20 protein-coding genes and 1 tRNA gene are annotated in these 19,810 nt (G+C 60.6%); 8 read left to right on the forward strand and 13 right to left on the reverse strand.

Annotated features, from left to right (window positions below; genetic code table 11):
* Nucleotides 1-8: 8 nt before the first annotated feature.
* The 4 genes from AC1ECN_RS08185 to AC1ECN_RS08200 form a co-directional block, all read right to left on the reverse strand.
* Complete coding sequence (locus AC1ECN_RS08185) at nucleotides 9-1,112, reverse strand: ABC transporter permease (protein ID WP_130673375.1); 1,104 nt, start codon at nucleotides 1,110-1,112, stop codon at nucleotides 9-11.
* 7 nt (nucleotides 1,113-1,119) lie between these two features.
* Complete coding sequence (locus tag AC1ECN_RS08190; RefSeq protein ID WP_024323206.1) at nucleotides 1,120-2,631, reverse strand: ABC transporter ATP-binding protein; 1,512 nt, start codon at nucleotides 2,629-2,631, stop codon at nucleotides 1,120-1,122.
* Between the two features lie 88 nt (nucleotides 2,632-2,719).
* Nucleotides 2,720-3,712, reverse strand: a complete 993-nt coding sequence (locus tag AC1ECN_RS08195) for a BMP family lipoprotein (RefSeq protein WP_018070332.1) — start codon at nucleotides 3,710-3,712, stop codon at nucleotides 2,720-2,722.
* Between the two features lie 317 nt (nucleotides 3,713-4,029).
* On the reverse strand, nucleotides 4,030-4,347 hold the full coding sequence (locus tag AC1ECN_RS08200; protein ID WP_018070333.1) for a hypothetical protein: 318 nt from the start codon (nucleotides 4,345-4,347) through the stop codon (nucleotides 4,030-4,032).
* Between the two features lie 228 nt (nucleotides 4,348-4,575).
* Between AC1ECN_RS08200 and AC1ECN_RS08205 the strand changes: the two genes are divergently transcribed.
* Nucleotides 4,576-4,665: transfer RNA gene (locus AC1ECN_RS08205), tRNA-Ser, on the forward strand.
* Nucleotides 4,666-4,728: 63 nt separating this feature from the next.
* On the opposite strand, the gene AC1ECN_RS08210 is transcribed toward AC1ECN_RS08205, so the two are convergent.
* Complete coding sequence (locus tag AC1ECN_RS08210) at nucleotides 4,729-5,205, reverse strand: Lrp/AsnC family transcriptional regulator (protein WP_130673374.1); 477 nt, start codon at nucleotides 5,203-5,205, stop codon at nucleotides 4,729-4,731.
* 41 nt (nucleotides 5,206-5,246) lie between these two features.
* Here AC1ECN_RS08210 and AC1ECN_RS08215 point away from each other — a divergent pair, with 41 nt between their 5' ends.
* The 3 genes from AC1ECN_RS08215 to AC1ECN_RS08225 all read left to right on the forward strand — a co-directional run bounded on the left by AC1ECN_RS08215 (nucleotide 5,247) and on the right by AC1ECN_RS08225 (nucleotide 6,991).
* On the forward strand, nucleotides 5,247-5,867 hold the full coding sequence (locus AC1ECN_RS08215) for an RBBP9/YdeN family alpha/beta hydrolase (protein ID WP_130673373.1): 621 nt from the start codon (nucleotides 5,247-5,249) through the stop codon (nucleotides 5,865-5,867).
* A 241-nt stretch (nucleotides 5,868-6,108) separates the two neighbouring features.
* Nucleotides 6,109-6,318, forward strand: a complete 210-nt coding sequence (locus tag AC1ECN_RS08220; protein WP_018070336.1) for a KTSC domain-containing protein — start codon at nucleotides 6,109-6,111, stop codon at nucleotides 6,316-6,318.
* 433 nt (nucleotides 6,319-6,751) lie between these two features.
* Nucleotides 6,752-6,991 carry a CrpP-related protein gene (locus AC1ECN_RS08225; RefSeq protein ID WP_024323204.1) on the forward strand — a complete coding sequence of 80 codons (240 nt, stop codon included), beginning with the start codon at nucleotides 6,752-6,754 and terminating at the stop codon, nucleotides 6,989-6,991.
* On the opposite strand, the gene pncB is transcribed toward AC1ECN_RS08225, so the two are convergent.
* The 8 genes from pncB to AC1ECN_RS08265 all read right to left on the reverse strand — a co-directional run bounded on the left by pncB (nucleotide 6,973) and on the right by AC1ECN_RS08265 (nucleotide 16,464).
* Nucleotides 6,973-8,277, reverse strand: coding sequence for a nicotinate phosphoribosyltransferase (gene pncB / locus AC1ECN_RS08230; protein ID WP_024323203.1), 1,305 nt, complete (start codon nucleotides 8,275-8,277; stop codon nucleotides 6,973-6,975). The two genes, AC1ECN_RS08225 and pncB, sit on opposite strands and share 19 nt — an antisense overlap.
* A 187-nt stretch (nucleotides 8,278-8,464) precedes the next feature.
* Complete coding sequence (locus AC1ECN_RS08235; protein ID WP_018070339.1) at nucleotides 8,465-8,812, reverse strand: hypothetical protein; 348 nt, start codon at nucleotides 8,810-8,812, stop codon at nucleotides 8,465-8,467.
* Between the two features lie 88 nt (nucleotides 8,813-8,900).
* Nucleotides 8,901-9,860, reverse strand: a complete 960-nt coding sequence (locus AC1ECN_RS08240) for a 2-hydroxyacid dehydrogenase (RefSeq protein WP_130725926.1) — start codon at nucleotides 9,858-9,860, stop codon at nucleotides 8,901-8,903.
* Nucleotides 9,861-9,868: 8 nt separating this feature from the next.
* The gene (locus tag AC1ECN_RS08245; RefSeq protein WP_130673370.1) at nucleotides 9,869-11,506 is read right to left on the reverse strand and encodes an ABC transporter ATP-binding protein; all 1,638 of its coding nucleotides are present in this window, start codon (nucleotides 11,504-11,506) and stop codon (nucleotides 9,869-9,871) included.
* The gene (locus AC1ECN_RS08250; protein ID WP_130673369.1) at nucleotides 11,503-12,651 is read right to left on the reverse strand and encodes an ABC transporter permease; all 1,149 of its coding nucleotides are present in this window, start codon (nucleotides 12,649-12,651) and stop codon (nucleotides 11,503-11,505) included. Before AC1ECN_RS08250 ends, AC1ECN_RS08245 begins: the two co-directional genes overlap by 4 nt.
* A complete protein-coding gene (locus AC1ECN_RS08255) occupies nucleotides 12,651-13,739 on the reverse strand; it encodes a microcin C ABC transporter permease YejB (protein ID WP_018070343.1) in 1,089 nt (362 codons plus the stop codon). The genes AC1ECN_RS08250 and AC1ECN_RS08255 overlap by 1 nt, the downstream gene beginning before the upstream one ends.
* A 150-nt stretch (nucleotides 13,740-13,889) precedes the next feature.
* Nucleotides 13,890-15,722, reverse strand: coding sequence for an extracellular solute-binding protein (locus AC1ECN_RS08260; RefSeq protein WP_130673368.1), 1,833 nt, complete (start codon nucleotides 15,720-15,722; stop codon nucleotides 13,890-13,892).
* A gap of 112 nt (nucleotides 15,723-15,834) precedes the next feature.
* Nucleotides 15,835-16,464 (reverse strand): TetR/AcrR family transcriptional regulator, encoded by a 630-nt coding sequence (locus tag AC1ECN_RS08265; protein ID WP_130673367.1) that lies wholly within the window; start codon nucleotides 16,462-16,464, stop codon nucleotides 15,835-15,837.
* Between the two features lie 35 nt (nucleotides 16,465-16,499).
* Here AC1ECN_RS08265 and AC1ECN_RS08270 point away from each other — a divergent pair, with 35 nt between their 5' ends.
* The 4 genes from AC1ECN_RS08270 (at nucleotide 16,500) to AC1ECN_RS08285 (ending at nucleotide 19,784) form a co-directional block, all read left to right on the forward strand.
* Nucleotides 16,500-17,072: a hydrolase gene (locus AC1ECN_RS08270; protein ID WP_130673366.1), complete on the forward strand. Its 573-nt coding sequence runs from the start codon at nucleotides 16,500-16,502 to the stop codon at nucleotides 17,070-17,072.
* Nucleotides 17,073-17,195: 123 nt separating this feature from the next.
* Nucleotides 17,196-18,272, forward strand: a complete 1,077-nt coding sequence (gene mepA, locus AC1ECN_RS08275; RefSeq protein ID WP_130673365.1) for a penicillin-insensitive murein endopeptidase — start codon at nucleotides 17,196-17,198, stop codon at nucleotides 18,270-18,272.
* An 88-nt stretch (nucleotides 18,273-18,360) separates the two neighbouring features.
* Nucleotides 18,361-18,741 (forward strand): methylglyoxal synthase, encoded by a 381-nt coding sequence (locus AC1ECN_RS08280; protein ID WP_130673364.1) that lies wholly within the window; start codon nucleotides 18,361-18,363, stop codon nucleotides 18,739-18,741.
* Nucleotides 18,742-18,758: 17 nt separating this feature from the next.
* Nucleotides 18,759-19,784: a glucokinase gene (locus AC1ECN_RS08285; protein WP_018482160.1), complete on the forward strand. Its 1,026-nt coding sequence runs from the start codon at nucleotides 18,759-18,761 to the stop codon at nucleotides 19,782-19,784.
* Nucleotides 19,785-19,810: the final 26 nt, after the last annotated feature.

Genomic DNA, 19,810 nt, shown 5'->3' on the forward strand with positions numbered 1-19,810 from the left:
CCCGCTCCTTAACCGCGCTTGAACTGTTGGTAGAGGCGCACCATCGCCGGCCGGAACATATATTCCAGCGCGCCGGCAAAGAGGATCACCAGACCCTGGATGACGAGGATCATCTCGCGGGTGATGTTCGGCATTTCGAAGGAAATCCAGTCGCCGCCCTGGTAGAGAATACCGAAGAGGATCGCCGCCACGATGATGCCGAGCGGATGGTTGCGGCCCATCAGCGAGACGGCGATGCCGACGAAGCCGGCACCACCGACGAACTCCACCTGCAGACGGGCCGACGAGCCCATGACAGGGTTCAGCGCCATCATGCCGGCGAGCGCGCCGGAGAGCAGCATGGCGATGATCACCGTGCGGGCATAGGGGATGCCGGCATAGGCCGCCGCCGTCGGGCTGACGCCCAGCGTGCGCATCTCGAAACCGAGCTTGGTGCGCCAGATGAGCAACCAGACGAGGTAGCTGACGACGAGCGCAATGATGAAGGAGACGTTGAACGGGGCAGCCCCCAGCTTTGCGCCGAACAGCTGCATGACCCAGCCGAGCTTCGGCAATTGGCCGCCTTCGAGGAAGGTGCGGGTTTCCGGCGCCATTTTGCCCGGCACGATCAGCACATGCACCAGGAGATACACCATGAGCGCTGCGCCGATATAGTTGAACATGATCGTCGTGATGACGATGTGGCTGCCGCGTTTTGCCTGCAGGAAGGCCGGGATGAAGGCCCAGGCTGCGCCGAATAGGCCGGCGCCGACGACGGCGATCGGCATCGTTACATACCACGGCACGTAGCGGTCGAGCGCCAGCGCCACCAGCGCGCAGCCGAGGCCGCCGACATAGGCCTGGCCTTCCGAGCCGATGTTGAAAAGGCCGGCATGGATCGCCACCGCGACGGAGAGACCGGTGAAGATGAAGCTCGTCGCGTAATACAGCGTGAAGCCGATGCCTTCGCCATTGCCGAGCGCGCCCTGGATCAGCAGCGACAGCGCATCAAGCGGGCTCTCGCCGATCAACCAGACGACGAAGCCGGAGATCAGGAAGGCGACGATGAGGTTCAAAATCGGGATGAGGCCGTAATTGATCCAATTTGGTAGCGGAACGGAAGCAGTGCTCATAAAGGCCTCATGCGGCAATGCCGGCCATCATCAGGCCGAGGGTCTGTTCACCGGCATCGGGCGTCTTCTCGCCGACGACATGGCCGGCAAACATGACAAGGATACGGTCTGAAAGGGAGCGGATCTCATCGAGTTCGACGGAGACGAGCAGGATCGCCTTGCCTGCGTCGCGCATCTCGATGATCCGGCGGTGGATGAATTCGATGGCGCCGATATCGACGCCGCGTGTCGGCTGGCCGATGATCAGCATCTTCGGATCGCGTTCGATCTCGCGGGCGACGACGATCTTCTGCTGGTTGCCGCCGGAGAAATTCGCCGTCTTCAGCCGCGGGTTCGGCGGGCGGATGTCGTATTTCTCGATCTTCTCCATCGCATCCTTGCGGATCGCTTCGAGATCGAGCAGCGGGCCTTTGCTGTAGGCCGGGTGGCGATGGTAACCGAGCACGGAATTTTCATATTCCTCGAATTTCAGCACCAGGCCCATATGGTGGCGGTCCTCTGGAATATGAGCGAGGCCGAGATCACGCAGGCGGGCGGGATCGGCTTTGTCGATCGTCTGGCCGTCGAGCAGGATTTCGCCGGAGGTCGGCTTGCGGATGCCGGCAATCGCCTCCAGCAATTCGGACTGGCCATTGCCGGCGACACCGGCGATGCCGACGATCTCACCGGCGCGCACGTCGAAAGAGACATTGTCGACCATGGTGACGCCGCGATTGTCCTTGACCGTGAGGTTGCGGACGGACAGCACGGCGGCCCCAGGGTTCGCCTCGCCCTTCTGCACGCGCAGCAGCACGCGGCGGCCGACCATCAGTTCGGCGAGTTCCTCCACCGTCGTCTCCGACGTCTTGCGGGTCGCGACCATTTCGCCGCGGCGCATAACCGAGACGGTATCGGTGATCGCCATGATCTCGCGCAGCTTGTGGGTGATGAGGATGATCGTCTTGCCCTGGTCGCGCAGCACCTTGAGAATGCGGAAAAGGTGATCGGCTTCCGCCGGCGTCAAAACGCCTGTGGGCTCGTCGAGGATCAGGATCTCGGCGCCGCGATACATGGCTTTCAGGATCTCCACACGCTGCTGCAGGCCGACCGGCAATTCCTCGATCAGCGCGTCGGGATCGACCTCCAGGCCATATTCCGTTTCCAGCCGCTTGAGCTCGGCACGGGCCGAGGCGACGCCCCTCGCAAGCAGCATGCCGCCTTCGGCGCCAAGCATGATGTTTTCGAGCACCGTGAAATTATCGACCAGCATGAAATGCTGGTGCACCATGCCGATGCCGGTGGCGATCGCCGCCTGGCTGTCACGGATGGTGACGGGATTGCCGTTGACGCGGATCTCGCCGCTGTCGGCATGGTAGAAACCATAGATGATCGACATCAAGGTCGATTTGCCGGCGCCGTTTTCGCCGATGATGCCGTGGATCGTCCCCCTGGCAACGGTAAGGTTGATGTCCTTGTTGGCGTGGACGGCACCGAATTTCTTGTCGATGCCGACAAGCTCGATAGCGGGCTTATCTGTCACTGCAGGCTCCAAATAAGAAAAGGGCGTATGGCGAAAATCCCCTCCGCCATACGCCCGATCTCAATCGTCGATCACATTCGGGCGCGGATCACTTCGGGCAAGCGTTGTCCGAGGTGTAATCGTGAACCTTGATGGTTCCCGCGATGATGTCGGCCTTGGCCTTGTCGACGGCAGCCTGCATTTCCGGCGTGATCAGCGACTTGTTGTGCTCATCGATCGCGGCGCCAACACCGTCTTCCTTGACGCCGAGCGCCTGGACGCCGCCGGTGAACTTGTCGTTCTTGGTGTCGTTGTAGGCGTTGTAGACGGCGAGGTCGACGCGCTTGACCATCGAGGTCAGGACCGAGCCCGGATGCAGATAATTCTGGTTGGAGTCGACGCCGATCGACAGCTTCTTGTTGTCAGCGGCCGTCTGCAGAACGCCGAGACCGGTGGCACCGGCTGCCGCATAAACGACGTCAGCGCCCTGGTCGATCTGGTTCTTGGTGAGCTCGCCGCCGCGGACCGGGTCGTTCCAGGCAGCGCCCGTCGTGCCGGTCATGTTCTGGAAGACTTCGATATCGGCCTTGACGGAGCGTGCGCCCTGCTCGTAGCCGCATTCGAACTTACGGATCAGCGGAATGTCCATGCCGCCGACGAAGCCGACCTTGCCTGACTTCGACGCCATGCCGGCGAGAACGCCGACGAGGTAGGAGCCTTCTTCTTCCTTGTAGACAACCGAGCGGACGTTCGGCTTGTCGACGACGGAGTCAACGATGATGAACTTGGTATCCGGGAATTCGGCTGCAACCTTCTCGATGGCCGAAGTCCAGGCGAAGGAAACGGCAACCACCGGATTGAAACCGCGGCTGGCGAAGTTGCGGATGGCCTGTTCGCCCTGGGTGTCGCCCGTCGGCTCGAAGTCGCGATAGGCAATGCCGGTCTCGGCCTTGAACTTCTCGGCACCGTTGTAGGCCGCCTCGTTGAAGGACTTATCGAACTTCCCGCCGGTGCCGTAAACCAGCGCCGGCTTGACATCGGCAGCAAGCGCCGTCGTCGACATGGCAGCCACGGCAAAGAGAGTGAGAAGGGATTTTTTCATTGTGCAGCCCTGTTGTTGCTATTCGTTAGGGGTCCTCCCGCAAGCCCTTTTCGGGCATGTCTGCGGAACCACCGACCTCCCCCCGGAGGCCTGGCTGCGCGCATCCTTGCATGGCTCACAGAAAAATTCACCAGAAATTTTTCAGCTGGTAAAGATTTGCAGCGATTGCCGAAAATCAGCTCTTCGGGGCTGATTTTTGGACATTCCTCGCATGGGAATGCGGATTTTCTAGCCAATCCGGCGGCAAATATAGAGATAGAAGAGCGGGCGATGCCCACCCGGATTTCTCGCCGGATCGTGTTGGCAGAACCACCTTGCTATGCGGTGAAGCGACCCGCCACTGGCGGCTTCTTGTAGCCGATCATCCACAGAAGCAGCGCGATCACCAGGAAAACGGCAAAGGCCGGCTGGAGCATCAGCCACTGGAAGATGAAGGTGTAGAAACGCGGGTGGATATAATAGGAAAGGGAGGATTGCAGCGACGTCAGGGTTGTCGGGCTCACATCCTGCCAGGCATCGGAGATCGGCGTCATCACCACAGAGGACGCCGCAACCGATTGGATCGAATCGATGGTCCCGGCAATCACGGCCGCCGCAAGCGCGACAAGACTCGCCAGACGCAACAGGAAACGCATCAATTCCTCCGACGCTCAATATGCCGGACAATTCCGGCCGGCCGCGCCATTCTCCACCTTAGAGAATTACATAGTCGTCGATGAGGTGAAGCACAATGGAGTGGCCGAGGCGAGTTTTATCGGAAGAAGTCAAAAAACTGTTAGATTTCGGTTGATCGACAAAAATTCATCGGTATATATCGCGCCGTTCCGACGATTTGCTCCTATCCGGGCGCGAACGCCAAAAAAGGACAGGTGGCCGAGTGGTTTAAGGCGCACGCCTGGAACGCGTGTGTACGTGAAAGCGTACCGTGGGTTCGAATCCCACCCTGTCCGCCATACCCTCTTTTTCAATATTGATTCAAACCGCATCTCGATCGGGACGCGGAAGCTTTGTTATTCTCAAGGGCGTTGCAGCAGGGCGCGTCCAATCGGTTTCGGATTCTCGCTGCGCAATACCAGAGATGTCGTCACAGCCCCAAATCGCGCAATCGTGTCGACGATCGTTTCCAGTTCTCCAGGCGACGGAACCAGCACCTTCAAGAGAAAACAGTCCTCTCCGGTGAGGCGCAATACTTCCATGACTTGCGGCATCTCCGCGAACTGTTTCAGACAGGCCTTGATATGCTCATGCGTCGTGCGCAAGCGAAGCACAGCCGTCATTCCAATTCCCAAAGCGGTGGGGTCTATCCGGGCGGCGTAACCGACAATGATGCCGCGATCTTCCAGCCGCTTGACCCGTTCTGATGCTGCCGGCTGAGAGAGCCCGACCCGTCGACCGAGTTCGGAAATCGCAATGCGTCCATTTTCCTGCATCGCTTCGATAATGGCGATATCGGTTGGATCGAGCAGTACCCGATTGTTTTCCTGAAAAGCCATGGGATCACCTTAATATCATCGGAGAGGGATGCGGTTTTCCGATGATCATTCATTCCGAAGCAAATGAAAATGCATCATTTTCACCTGCGCGGATGATCAAAGGAAAACACATGAAGGACATCATCATATTGCCGGGAATTGGTGGTTCGGGCGAGACTCATTGGCAAACACGCTGGGAAAGGTCGAACCCGGACATGCGGCGTTTCCAACCGGCTAGTTGGGAAAAGCCCGACTTGGCAGACTGGGTTTCAGCTCTGGAACGCGCCGTCGGCGCATCGGCGACCCCTCCCCTGCTGGTCGCCCATAGCCTTGCCTGTCTGCTGGTTGCTCATTGGCAGCAGGTTTCTTCGCTTGCCGTTGCCGGAGCATTTCTTGTGGCGGTTCCAGATCCGCAGTCCGATTCATTTCCTGAGGAGGCGGCCGCATTCGCAAATCCGCCATCGCAAAAAATACGCTTCCCCACTCTGATTATCGCAAGCGCCGATGATCCCTTCGGCACGCTCGACCATGCCCATGCGCGAGCGGATCTGTGGGGCAGCGGTCTTGTCGCGATCGGACCTTTCGGCCATATCAACGGGCAAAGCGGCCTTGAGGACTGGATCCCAGGAAAGGCCTTGCTGACGGCCTTCTCTGCCGGATTGGCGAAATCTGATCGGGTTTGATCTTATTTCGAGTTCCCGACCAAATAGCGGAAACAGGCCTTTGCTGCGGCGGACGTGTGCGAGACGGAGCAACGAAATGCCCCGCTCGCAAGCGTATGTTCGAGGCTCTCGACCCGTCGCTCCGATGACGCTACGAGGTTTTAAACGTCGAAAGATTCCTGAATTTTTACCATGCGGCTTCACCGCGTCTTTGCACGTTTGGGTTTACCGTCTGCCAAACTAAAAAACAGAGGTAAAACAGGTGGAAGAACTTTCGGTAACGTCGAAGATCATCAAATCCGTCTATTTCAGCCAGGAAGACGGACGGCTCAGGATTTGTTTCAAGAATGGCGAGGAACGTCTGTTCGAAGGCGTTCCCTCCTCGGAAGCGCATGCGATGACGGTGGCGCCGTCTCCCGGCCATTATTATCTCGACCGGATCAGAACCCGGTTTCGCAGATTGGCAGCCTGAAAACCCGAGCGGATAGCGACAGCACGCATTGCGGGATTGTGCGGGATCGGGACGAGGCCGGTGGATATTAACCGGCTGTTAGCCTTCGATATCATCTCGGTTGGATCGCCCTTGCCGGAAAGCGGCAACGTGTCGGCGCTGGCGGCCTGTTCAAGGTCGGCCAGCCGGGAGGCTCGGCGGCGGACCCCAGCCARGAAGCCGAGCCTCCCCGTCACGGGTGCTCGGTGAGCGTGATGACGAAGCGCATGAGCGGCTCTCGGACGCCGTCATGCTCTGCTTGTCTGATTGAGATGACCCCGGGCCGGTTGCGACCTGATCATCCCTGGGCTAGCGAATTGGGGTTAATCCTGTGAAAAACTCGAATTATCGCATCCGGACTCGACAACGCTTTATTAGCATGATTGCATAAATCGGGATAAAGACGGGGGTCATGATGTTCGAGAATCTGCTTGAGATGCAGGAGCGTGGCGCACGGGACCGTGCCCGTGGCCGCAGCCTAGCCGACAATCCGATGTCGAAGCCGGATATCCTGCCGATAACCGACTTCCAGGAATGGTACTCGATGTTCGATGCCTGGCGCTTCGGTTGGTCGATCGAAGATGCGATGGCGGGGCACATCAATATGCCCCGGGATGGCGGCGCCTTGCCCCAGACCTACACCAGAACGGTCTGATCGACCCTGTCCTCGGCGCCGAAGAATTTCAGGTAGCGTTCGACCTCGGCCGGTTCACCGGTCGCCTTCTGCGGATTGTCGGAGAGCTTCACTGCCGGACGGCCGTTGGCGTCGCTGACCTTGCAGACGACGGAGATCGGGTTGAGGCCGGAGATCTCGATCGGCGCGCAGCCGGAAAAATCATTCGTCAGGTTCGTGCCCCAGCCGAAGCTCATGCGCACGCGGCCTTCGAAATGCCGGTAGGTATCGATGATGGCGTCGACATCGAGGCCGTCGGAGAAGATCAGCAGCTTCTGGCGCGGATCGCGGCCCATCTTCTTCCACCAGTCGATAATCTTTTCGCCGCCTTCGATCGGCGGGGCACTGTCCGGGCGGAAGCCGGTCCAGTCGGCGACCCATTCCGGCGCGTCGCGCAGAAAGGCGGCGGTGCCGAAGGCGTCAGGCAGCACGATCAGAAGGTTGCCGCCATAGAGCTTGTTCCAGTCGCGCAGGATCTTGTAGGGCGCGTTGCGCAACTGCTCGTCGGTTTCGGCAAGGGCGGCGGCCACCATCGGCAGCTCGTGGGCATTGGTGCCGACGGCCTCGAGATCGGAATCCATCGCCAGCAATACGTTGCTGGTACCGGCAAAGGCCGGGCCGATGCCTTCCTTCAGCGCTTCGACGCACCAGCGCTGCCAGAGGAAACTGTGGCGGCGGCGGGTGCCGAAATCGGAGATGCGCAGGCCCGGCAATTCCTTTAGCCGTTCGACCTTCGACCACATCTTCGCCTTGGCGCGGGCATAGAGCACATCGAGGGTGAAGGGGCCGAGCGCCTTCATCGCCGAGCGCGACCGCAGCTCGTTGACGATGGCAAGCGCCGGGATTTCCCACATGGTGGTTTCCTTCCACGATCCGTGGAAATCCAGCACATATTGCCCGTCCTTCTTCGACAGCTCGTATTCGGGCAGCTGGAAATTGGAAAGCCAGGCGAGGAATTCCGGTTCGAAGATCTGGGCGCGACCATAGAAGCTGTTACCCGCCAGCCAGATCATCTCCTTCTTGGAGAGCCTCAGCGTGCGGGCATGATCGAGCTGCTCGCGCAATTCGCCTTCATCGAGCTCGTCGGCCAGACGCACGCGCTTGGTGCGGTTAATCAGGGTGAAGGACGCGTTCACGTCCGGATAGAGCTTCCAGATCATCTGCAGCATCAAAAGCTTGTAGAAGTCGGTATCGATCAGGCTGCGAATGATCGGATCGAGTTTCCAGGCGTGATTGTAGACGCGTCTTGCGATATCGGTCCTGGCCATGAAACTCCCGCCCCTGTCCACTCCGGTCAGGTGCTGCCAAATTCCCGGGTACTGCCAAGTTCCCAGCCGGCGCACGAAACCGGCTCGTGTGCCTTCTTATCGAAAAATCGGCGGCTAAAGTCCAGACAAAACAATGAACGTCCCGCCGCAGTGTGGCGGCGGGACGGGAACATGGTTTTGCTCACGATTATTGGGCCGGCGTTGCGGGCGCCACATTCGGAGCGGCCGGCGTGCTGTTCGGCGTTTCGGTTGGAACGGCAGTACCGTTCTGTAGCGCCGGCGCGGCGGCCGGAGCAGGCTGCTGCGACTGAAGCTGCTGGCCGGGCTGCTGCGGTGCCACCTCGTTCGCCTCGCGCTTGCCCCAAATCTCGACCGGTATCCAGACCACGAAGGCAAGCACCAGCGCAACGATCAGCACCGTCAGGATGCGATAACCCGTGCGTCCCTGCCTTGCCTTCACCGGCGGGATCATCTCTTCCTTGTGAAGCTTGCCATCGGACTTTTCCCAGCGTGTTTCCGTCTGATGCGCCATCATCGTCTCCTTCCGCTGTCTTGACCGGCCGATCCGGCTGTGAAGAATTTCCGCAAAGGAAACGGGTGGCTGTCTGGAAGGTTCCGAAAGCTCAATAGCCGGCGGCGCGGTCGACCACGAATTGCAGCGGCTCGCCGCGCTCGAAACGGGCGATCTGCGTCTCGACATGCCGGAACAGCGCGTTTTCTTCGGAAACGGCCGCGTCGTGCGGCGTAAGGAAGACGTTCTGCAAGTCCCACAATGGGTTGTCTGATGCAAGCGGCTCCGCCTCGAAGACATCGAGGGAAGCGCCGCCAAGGGTACCGTCACGAATGGCGGAGGCGATATCGGCCTCGACCTGGCTCTTACCGCGGCCGGCATTGATGAAAACCGGCTGCCCGAGCGCGCCGTTACGACGCAGCTTCGCAAACAGCTCGGCGTTATAGAATCCCGATGTTTCAGGCGTCAGCGGCAGCAGGCCGACGAGGATGTCGGTCCTTGCGAGAAAGCTGTCCAATGCGCTGGCGTCGAAGGTTTCGATACCGTCGATCTGCTTGCGGCTGCGCGACCAGCCGATGACATTGAAACCCATGACTCTCAGCTTGGCGACCGCATCCTGCCCGAGAATGCCGAGGCCCATGACACCGACCGTCACTTCCGCCGCCTCCGGCGCGATCAGCTTGGCCCACTCACGCTGGCGCTGGTGGCTGTCATGGGCGTATTGCCCGCGCAGATGCATCAGGCATTGCATGACCACCCATTCGCTCATGCGCGTCGTCAAGCTGCGGTCGACGAAGCGGACGATCGGGATCTCGGGCAGGCCGGCCATGCCGATGATATGGTCAACGCCGGCGCCACCCGAAAAGATCACTTTCAGGTTCGGCGCCCGCGCGAAAAGGTCAGCATCCGGCTTCCAGAGAAGCGCGTATTCGACCGCGCGGAGATCGCGTGCCTGATTGGCCGGATCGGCGAGATTGATGCTGCCGCGGTCGGCAAAGGCCGTCTTCAGCACGCGGGCGACGCCTTCGTGATTGAACTTGATATCGACGAGAACGGGAGGGCTTGCGGGCATGATCTTCTTTATTGCTGCACGGCGGGCGTCGGCACCGCCTCGATGTTGAAAGCGGCGGCCATCAGCGCCCTGGTGTAATCGTCCTTCGGCGCGCGGAAGATGTCGGCTGACGGACCCTGTTCCACCACCTTGCCGAAACGCATGACGATGACGTCGTTGGCGAGCGCCTTCACCACTTTCAGGTCGTGGCTGATGAAGAGATAGGCAAGGTCGTGCTTCTTCTGCAGATCGCGCAGCAAATCGACCACCTGGGCCTGGACGCTCATGTCGAGTGCGGAGGTCGGCTCGTCAAGCATGACGAAGCGCGGCTTCAGCACCATGGCGCGGGCAATGGCAATGCGCTGGCGCTGGCCGCCGGAGAATTCGTGCGGATAACGCCAGCGGGTCAGCGGATCAAGACCCACCTCTTCCAACGCCCAGCAGACGCGCTGGTCGCGTTCTTCAGCAGTCAGGGAGCGCTCATGCACCTTCAGCCCTTCGGCGACGATATCGCCGACCGACATGCGGGGGCTCAGCGAGCCATAGGGATCCTGGAAGACGACCTGAAGCTGATTGCGCAACGGCCGCATCTCGCTGAACGAATAGCCGGCTATATCCTTGCCGACAAAGGCGATCCGTCCTTGCGAGGAAATCAGCCGTGTAAGCGCCAGGCCGAGCGTGGTCTTGCCGGAGCCGGACTCGCCGACGACGCCGAGCGTCTGGCCGGCGCGTAGCGAAAGATCGATGCCGTCGACCGCCTTGACGTGATCGACGACGCGACGCATCAGCCCAGCCTTGATCGGGAACCAGACGCGGATATCCGAACCTTCCATCACCATCGGTTTCGACGGATCGACCAGCGGCGGCTCGCCGCGCGGTTCGGAGGCAAGAAGGTGCCGGGTATAATCGTGCTTCGGATTGGAGAAGACGTCCTCGACGGCTCCGGTTTCGACGATCCTGCCCTTGGTCATGACGCAGACGCGATCGGCGAATTTGCGCACGATGCCGAGATCATGAGTGATGAACAGCATCGACATGCCGTGTACGGCCTTTAACTGCCGGAGCAATTCGAGGATCTGCGCCTGTACGGTGACGTCGAGGGCGGTGGTCGGCTCGTCGGCGATCAGCAATTCCGGCCGGTTGGCGAGCGCCATGGCGATCATGACGCGCTGGCGCTGGCCGCCGGAGAGTTCGTGCGGATAGGCTTTCAACCGCTTCTCCGGCTCGCGGATGCCGACCTGGTTCAGCAATTCCAGCACGCGCTCACGCGCCGGCTGGCCGGTGAGGCCTTGGTGGAGGGCGAGGATCTCGGCGATCTGCTTCTCGATCGTATGAAGCGGATTGAGCGAGGTCATCGGCTCCTGGAAGATCATGGTGATGTCGTTGCCGCGCACTTCACGCAGTTCCCGCTCCGACGCCTTCAAGAGGTCCTTACCCTTGAACAGGATTTCGCCGGAGGGATGGCTTGCCGAGGGATAAGGCAAAAGCCGAAGGATCGAGTTGGCCGAAACCGACTTGCCGGAGCCGGATTCGCCGACGAGCGCCACGACCTCGCCTTTGGCGATATCGAAGGAGATGTGATCGACGGCGAGCGAGGTTTCGCCACCCTGATGAAAGGCAACCGAGAGATCGCGGACGGAAAGCAGCGGTTCTGTCATGTCACTCATTGAAACGTCTTCCTCGGATCGAAGGCATCACGCACGGCTTCGCCGATGAAGATCAGCAGGGAAAGCATGATCGACATGGCGAAGAAGGCCGTCAGGCCGAGCCATGGCGCCTGCAGATTGGTCTTGCCCTGCGCGATCATCTCACCGAGCGAGGGGGAGCCTGGCGGCATGCCGAAGCCGAGGAAATCGAGCGATGTCAGCGTCGTGATCGAACCAGAGAGGATGAAAGGCAGGAAGGTCAGTGTCGCGACCATGGCGTTCGGCAGCAGGTGGCGCCACATGATGGTGCGATTGTTGACGCCGAGCGCGCGGGCGGCGCGGACATATTCCAAATTGCGGGCGCGCAGGAATTCGGCGCGCACGATGCCGACGAAGCCGACCCAGGAGAAGAGCAGCATGATGCCGAGCAGCACGAAGAAGCCGGGCGGCAGGAGTGCGGCGATGATCAGCAGGATGTAGAGTACGGGCATCGACGACCAGATCTCGATGAAGCGCTGCAGCAGCAGGTCGGTCCAGCCGCCGAAATAACCCTGCACCGCACCCGCCGTCACGCCTATAACAGCCGAGCAGATGGTCAGCACCAGGCCGAAGAGCACCGATATGCGGAAACCGTAGATGACGCGCGCCAACACGTCGCGCGCCTGGTCGTCGGTGCCGAGCCAGTTGAGATTACCGGGAGTGCAGTCCGGATCGTTCACCCCTTGCGGATAACCGGCGCAACGCTCCTCCTTCGTCATCAGCCAGAAGGGGGCAGTCGGCGCCGAATGCGGAATGTTGGAATTGACCGAGCGATAGGAATAGCGGATCGGCGGCCAGATCATCCAGCCATTGGCATTGATTTCATCCGCAATGACCGAGGAGCGATAGTCGGTTTCGGCGAGGAAGCCGCCGAACTTCTCCTCGGGATAGTCGATGAGGACCGGAAACAGGACCTCGCCCTTGTAGGAGGCGATGATGGGCCGGTCGTTGGCGATGAACTCGGCAAACAGGCTGAGGATAAACAGCAGCATGAACAGCCACAGCGACCAGTAGCCGCGGCCGTTCGCGCGGAAATTCTGCCAGCGGCGAATGTTGGTCGGCGAGAGCAGGCCCTTGCGCGGCGGTTTGACGGGTGTTGCGACGGCAGGATTTGCGGCGGCGTCCATCAGACATCCCTCCGCTCGAAATCGATGCGCGGATCGATCCAGGTGTAGATCAGGTCGGAAACCAGGCTGACGACGAGGCCCAGCAGCGAGAAGATGTAGAGCGTGGCGAAGACGATCGGGTAATCCCGGTTGATGACCGAGAGATAGCCGAGACGACCGAGGCCATCGAGCGAGAAGATGTTTTCGATCAGCAGCGAGCCGGTGAAGAAAGCGGAAATGAAGGCGCCGGGAAAACCGGCAATGATGATCAGCATGGCGTTGCGGAAGACATGGCCGTAGAGCACTTGCCGCTGGTTCAGGCCCTTGGCGCGGGCGGTGACGACATATTGCTTCTTGATCTCCTCGATGAAGGAGTTCTTGGTCAAAAGCGTTGTCGTCGCGAAGGCGGACAGGGAAAGCGAGATCAGCGGCAAGGTGAGGTGCCAGAAATAGTCGAGCGGCTTCTGCCACCAGGCCAGCTGATCGAAATTGTCGGAGACCAGGCCGCGCAGCGGAAACCAGTCGTAAAAGGAACCACCGGCGAAAAGCACGATCAGGAGAATGCCGAAGAGGAAGCTCGGTACGGCATAGCCGACGACGATGACGCCCGACGTCCAGACGTCGAAGGTCGATCCATCCTTGACTGCCTTGCGGATGCCGAGCGGGATGGAGATGGCATAGGAGAAGATCAAGATCCAGATGCCGAGCGAGATCGACACCGGCAGCTTCTCCTTGATGAGTTCGAGCACGGAGGTGTTGCGGAAGAAGCTCTCGCCGAAATCGAAGCGGCTGTAATTCCACATCATCTCGCCAAAACGGGTCAGCGGCGGCTTGTCGAAGCCGAACTGTTTTTCGAGCTTGGCAATCAGTTCCGGGTCAAGCCCCTGGGCACCGCGATATTTCGAGCCTTCATCGCTGCCAGTGCCGCCGAGAAGATCGCCGCCGCCGGACAGGCGCTGGTCGGCACTATCGGCCTGACCGGTCAATTGGGCGATCACCTGCTCGACGGGACCGCCGGGCGCGAACTGGATGACGATGAAGGAAATCGCCATGATGCCGACAATGGTCGGGATCATTAGAAGCAGGCGGCGAAGAATATAGGCGCCCATCAGCCTTCAGCCTCCGGGAATGTTTTTCCTGTCTGCCTGCCGTCCAGTCTCATGCCGCTCAATCCGCCAGCCTTCCCTTGCCGGCCCTGCCGGCTTGTCGTGATTCGCTCGTGCCATTTGGAGCCGAGGGCTCCTGCATTGCAAGCCCGCTCATTTTGCCGAGGTCGACCACCAAGCATCGGGGAAGCCAAGGCTGTAGGCCGGAAACTCGGCCGGATGCGTGACCGTGTTCCAATAGGTGATGTTATAAGTATCGCGGTAGAACAGCGGGATGACATAGTGATTTGCAAGCAAGACCCGATCCATGGCCTTGATTGCTGCGATCTGCTCGTCGCGGTTCGGCGCGAAGATAATCATGCGAATGAGCTCATCAACGGCTTGGTTGGCTATGCCGGCATAATTGCGGGAACCCTGCTGATTGACCGAACCAGATCCCCAATAGTCGGCTTGTTCGTTGCCCGGATTCATGGTCTCCGCCCAGACATTCCAGATCATATCGTAGTCGAAGCTGCGTTCACGATTGACAGATTGCGACGCATCGACTGTCCGGATCCGCGCATCGATGCCGATTTTCCTAAGATTGTTGGCATAAGGCACCGCCCAGCGCTCCAACATGGGGCTCGACAACAGGATCTCGAAACTCATCGGCTGGCCGGTCTTGGTATTGACCATGCGATTGCCCTTGAGCTCCCAGCCGGCTTCTTTGAAAAGCGCGATCGCCTTGCGGAGGTTATCGCGGCTCTTCTGCTGATCGCCGCCGACGGGATTGGTATAGGGCGTGGTGAAGACTTCGGGCGGAACCTTATCCTTCATGCCCTGCAGAATTTCCAGCTCTCTGCCCTGCGGAAGGCCGGAGGAGGCGAGTTCGGTGTTCCAGAAATAGCTGTCGATGCGTTTGTAACTATTAAAGGCAACGGTACGGTTCAGCTCCTCAAAATCCAGACCGTAGTTCAGCGCCTCGCGGACCCTGATGTCCTTGAAGAGGTCACGTCGCATGTTGGGCACGAGAGCCTGCATGATGCCGGTGGCGCGCAGCGGGTTTGCAACCTCCTCTTTTTTGACACGTCCTTCCTTCACTGCGGGAAAATCATATCCCGTCGCCCAACGGGCAGCCGTGGTTTCCTGCCAGTAGTCGCTGTTGCCGGCGCGAAACGCTTCGAACTCGACATCCCGATCACCGAAATAGGTGTAGTTGACGTTGCGGAAATTGTTCTGGCCGACATTCACATTGAGGTCCTTGCCCCAATAGTCGTCACGCAATTCATAGCGGATTGTCGCGCCGGGCGAGAAGGAAGCAATCTTGTAAGGTCCCGAACCCATCACGGGCTCGAGGGTCGTCTTTGAGATATCGCGTGGCTTGCCGTCCGGTCCCTGCCCCTCCCACCAATGTTTCGGCACGACCACCAACTGGCCAAGAATATTCGGGAGCTCCCGATTGTTCTTCTCATCGAAGGTGAAGGTGACGTCGCGATCGCCGGTCTTTTCGGCTTTCACCACGTGGCGGTAATAGTTACCCGTGAGGGGGTTTAATTCCTTCGTCTTATCCAGACTGAAGATGACGTCCTCGGGCGTTACCGGCTGACCATCCGCCCATTTCGCTTCCTTGCGCAAGCGGAAGGTCGCGCTCGAGACGTCGGCGGGAAAAGACAGTCCCTCGGCAAGCAGACCGTAGGAGACGAGGAGCTCGTCGTCGGCGGGCTTCATCAGCGTGTCGTAAACGAGCGTCAAGCCCACTGCCGTCTGACCTTTGGCAAGCAGCGGGTTGAAGCTGTCGAAGGCGCCGCTTGCGGAGAGGCGCAGGTCTCCGCCTTTCGGTGCATCGGGATTGACGTAGTCGAAATGCGCAAAGCCCGGCTTGTACTTCATCTCGCTGATGACCGAGCTCCCGATCTGAAAGGGCTGGTCCTGACCCGTTGCCGGTATTGGCGCCAGAGCGCCCGCAAGCGATAGAAACAAACCGATCTTCGACCACAGAGCCGCCATTCACGCTTTCCCCTGATTATTGATGGGTTCGACAATACGAAAAATACAGGCGAAAAACAGGAGAGAGTTTGGTTTTTGCCGGGCGCGCCAAATTTTGACCCTCAGGTCCGTGTCAAGGCGTCGCCTCTTCGAGCCGCCTTCGCAACATGCGGCGCAACTCTGTTACAAGGCGCGGGTCGCCGGCGCTGTCGGGATCATAGGCGGCGGCAACGACGATGCGCAGAAGCTCCAATATGAGGGCCGCAAGCAGATCGACATCGGGCTCCACCGAAGGGTTGGCCTTCCTCAGCAAGGCGACGATGCTGGCCCGCATTTCGGTGCGCGAGCGTGCCTTGCGTTCCTTGGGAATGTCGCGTCTGGCCGCCAGAACTGGAAATTCCGGGAACTCCTCGATGAAGCGTCCGAGCCTCGTGAAGACGGCATCGCCGATCTCGGCGGCAGTTTTTCCCGCGGATTCGTCCTCGAGTGCGGCCAGTGCCGCGTTGAAATGCTGCAGCCGGTCGATATGCAGCGCCTCGGCGAGAAGCAGCTTCGTTGGAAAGAACTGATAGAGCGAGCCGATCGAAGAGTTGGCGGCGGCGGCGATCTCGGTCATCGTTGCGGCATCGTAGCCCTTTTCGAGGAAGACCTTTGCCGCGGCTTCGAGCAGGACGGCGACCCGCTCATGGCCGCGCTGGCGTTTCGGGAGACGGGTCTGCGGCTCGGGGCTTGATTTTTGTGAGGCATCCCTCATATTTCTCATTGTGAGGATATCCTCATATTTTATGGAGCCCTTTCATGCCGCTTTACGATCCCAAAACCACCGCGTTCATTTCCATCGATCTGCAAGGCCTCGTCCTTGGCCGGGCGCTGGCGCCCCATTCCGGCCAGCAGGTGGTCGAAAACACCGCCGCCATGGCCACCAGCCTGAAGGCGGCCGGCGGAACGATCATCCTCGTCACCGTCGGATTCTCCCCGGACTATGCCGATGCTGTCAACCAACCGGCCGATGAGACGCTGCACTTTCCGGAAGGCGGCCTGCCGGCCGCAGCTCTTGCCGTGCCGCCGGAGATTGCGGCCCTTGCCGCCGATGTCCATATCGTCAAGCATCACTGGAGCGCCTTTTACGGCACCGAGATGGATCTGCAGCTGCGCCGCCGCGGTATCAGGACGGTGATCCTTGCCGGCGTCGCCACCAATTTCGGCGTCGAATCGACCATACGCGATGCCTTCGCGCATAACTATGCCGTCATCGCCGCCGAGGATGCGATGACCAGCTTTTCGCCTGAGATGCATGATTTTTCCTGCCGGTACATCCTGCCGCGGCTGGCGCGCATCCGGAAAACCGCGGAGATCGTCGCCAGTATCTGAGCCGCTGCGGCGATCCGTCACCGCCTTCTTCTCCCACCGCCAGCCAAAACATCGATTCACCAAAATCGCTTTTCACGATAGGTTCGATCGCAAATCACTTCGGCAGCGGTTCAAGGGAACAGTATGGCTTTCGGCTTCGCTCAGGCTTTCAGGACATTCGGCAAACTGACGCTTGCCGGCGCAATCGGCGCAAGCCTTGCCGCCGGTGACGTCGGTGCGGAGCAGAAGACGCCGAGCCCGGGCAGTGCCAAGGGGCAGTTCGGCGCCGTCAGCCTGCCGACGCAGGGACCGGCGCAACCGATCGGCTTTTACGCGAAGGGCTGCATGACGGGTGCGGTGGCGCTGCCGACCGACGGGCCGACCTGGGAGGCGATGCGGCTTTCGCGCAATCGCCGCTGGGGCAATCCGGCGATGATCTCGCTGCTCGAGCGTCTTTCTGAGGACGGGGTCAAATATGCCGGCTGGCCGGGCATTCTCGTCGGCGACATTGCGCAGCCGCGCGGCGGGCCGATGTTCAATGGCCATGCCTCGCACCAGATCGGCCTCGATGCCGACGTCTGGTTTACGCCGATGCCCGCGCGCCGCATGACGGCCGAGGAGCGCGAGGATCTGCCCTTCACCACCATGCTGCAAAAGGACAAGTTCCTGACTGTCGACCCCAAGGTCTGGACGCAATCGCGCGCGCGGCTGCTGATGCTGGCGGCAAGCTATCCCGAGGTGGAGCGCATCTTCGTCAATCCGGCGATCAAGAAGAAGATGTGCGACACCTGGACCGGCGACCGCACCAATCTCGGCAAGCTCCGGCCGGAATACGGCCACGACTCGCATTTCCACATCCGCATCAAGTGCCCGCCCGGTGCTGCGGGATGCACGCCGCAGGCCGCCGTCGCTGCCGGCGACGGCTGTGACAAGTCGCTCGCCTGGTGGTTCACGCCGGCGCCCTGGGCACCGCCGAAACCGCCGAAGCCCGGCGCCAAGCCGCCGAAGCCGCCGCGCGAGATGATGGTCTCCGACCTGCCGAAGGCCTGCGGCGCCGTGCTCGATGCTGCTTCCGTCGCCTCGATGCAGGCCGCCACCTATGGCGGACCTTCCGCCGCAAGCGCGCTGACCGCCGCTCCGGCCGCAGCGCCTGCCGCCGACGCCGATGGCGCTTTACCCGATGTCGGCCCGGTTCCGAACGACAAACCGGCGATACAATGAGCAAGGCCCGGGGTGCGTTGTCTTTCAAATCGCAAACTCTTGGTATAGAAGCCATCAAATCGATTGAATTGCTCGGGCGGAGGGGTTGATGGCCGGCGGCAGATGCCTTGCATTGATTGCGCATGACCAGAAGAAGGACGACATGGCGGATTTCGCCCGCGCCAACCGGGATTTTCTCTCCCGATGGAAGATCGTCGCCACCGGCACCACTGGCGGGCGCGTGCTCGACGCCGCCCCCGATCTCCACGTCACGAGGTTAAAAAGCGGGCCGCTCGGCGGCGACCAGCAGATCGGCGCGCTGATTTCGACCGGCGAGGTCGACGCCCTGATCTTCTTCGTCGACCCCTTGACGCCGATGCCGCACGATGTCGACGTGAAGGCATTGATGCGGCTGGCGATCGTCTATGATATTCCGATGGCGCTCAACCACGCGACCGCTAAAAAACTTCTTCCCACACTCGAAGCCTGATCAGCACGGAACCGGCCATGCCAAAACTGAACAACAGCACCGCTCCGCTGCCTTTCCCGATCCTGATCGGCGATATCGGCGGCACGAATGCCCGTTTCTCCATCCTCACCGATGCCTATGCCGAGCCGAAACAGTTCCCGAACGTGCGCACGGCGGATTTCGCCACGATCGACGAAGCGATCCAGCATGGCGTGCTCGACAAGACCGCCGTGCAGCCGCGCTCGGCGATCCTCGCCGTCGCCGGCCCGATCAATGACGACGAGATCCCGCTGACCAATTGCGACTGGGTGGTGCGGCCAAAGACGATGATCGAGGGCCTCGGCATGGAGGATGTGCTCGTCGTCAACGATTTCGAGGCGCAGGCGCTGGCAATCGCCGCCCTTTCGGATGAAAACCGCGAACGCATCGGCGACGCCACCGGCGACATGATTGCCTCCCGCGTCGTGCTCGGACCGGGCACCGGCCTCGGCGTCGGCGGGCTCGTGCATGCCCAGCACAGCTGGATCCCGGTTCCCGGCGAAGGCGGCCATGTCGATCTCGGGCCGCGCAGCAAGCGCGACTATCAAATCTTCCCGCATATCGAGACGATCGAAGGCCGCGTTTCGGCCGAGCAGATCCTCTGCGGGCGCGGCCTCGTCAATCTCTACCATGCCATCTGCATTGTCGACGGCATCCAGCCGACGATGAAGGATCCCGCCGACATCACTTCGCACGCGCTTGCCGGCAGCGACAAGGCAGCCATAGAGACCGTCTCGCTGTTTGCCACCTATCTCGGCCGCGTGGCGGGCGACATGGCGATGGTGTTCATGGCGCGCGGCGGCGTCTATCTCTCAGGCGGCATCTCGCAGAAGATCATCCCGGCGCTGAAGAAGCCGGAATTCCGCATCGCCTTCGAGGACAAGGCGCCGCATACGGCGCTGCTTCGGACCATCCCGACCTATGTGGTGACACATCCGTTGGCAGCGCTTGCCGGGCTTTCCTCCTATGCGCGCATGCCGGCGAATTTCGGCGTCTCGACGGAAGGCCGCCGCTGGCGGCGTTAAGCCTGGCGCGCAAAGAAATACAGCGT

Source organism: Rhizobium sp. 01N447_2 (assembly GCF_056399245.1).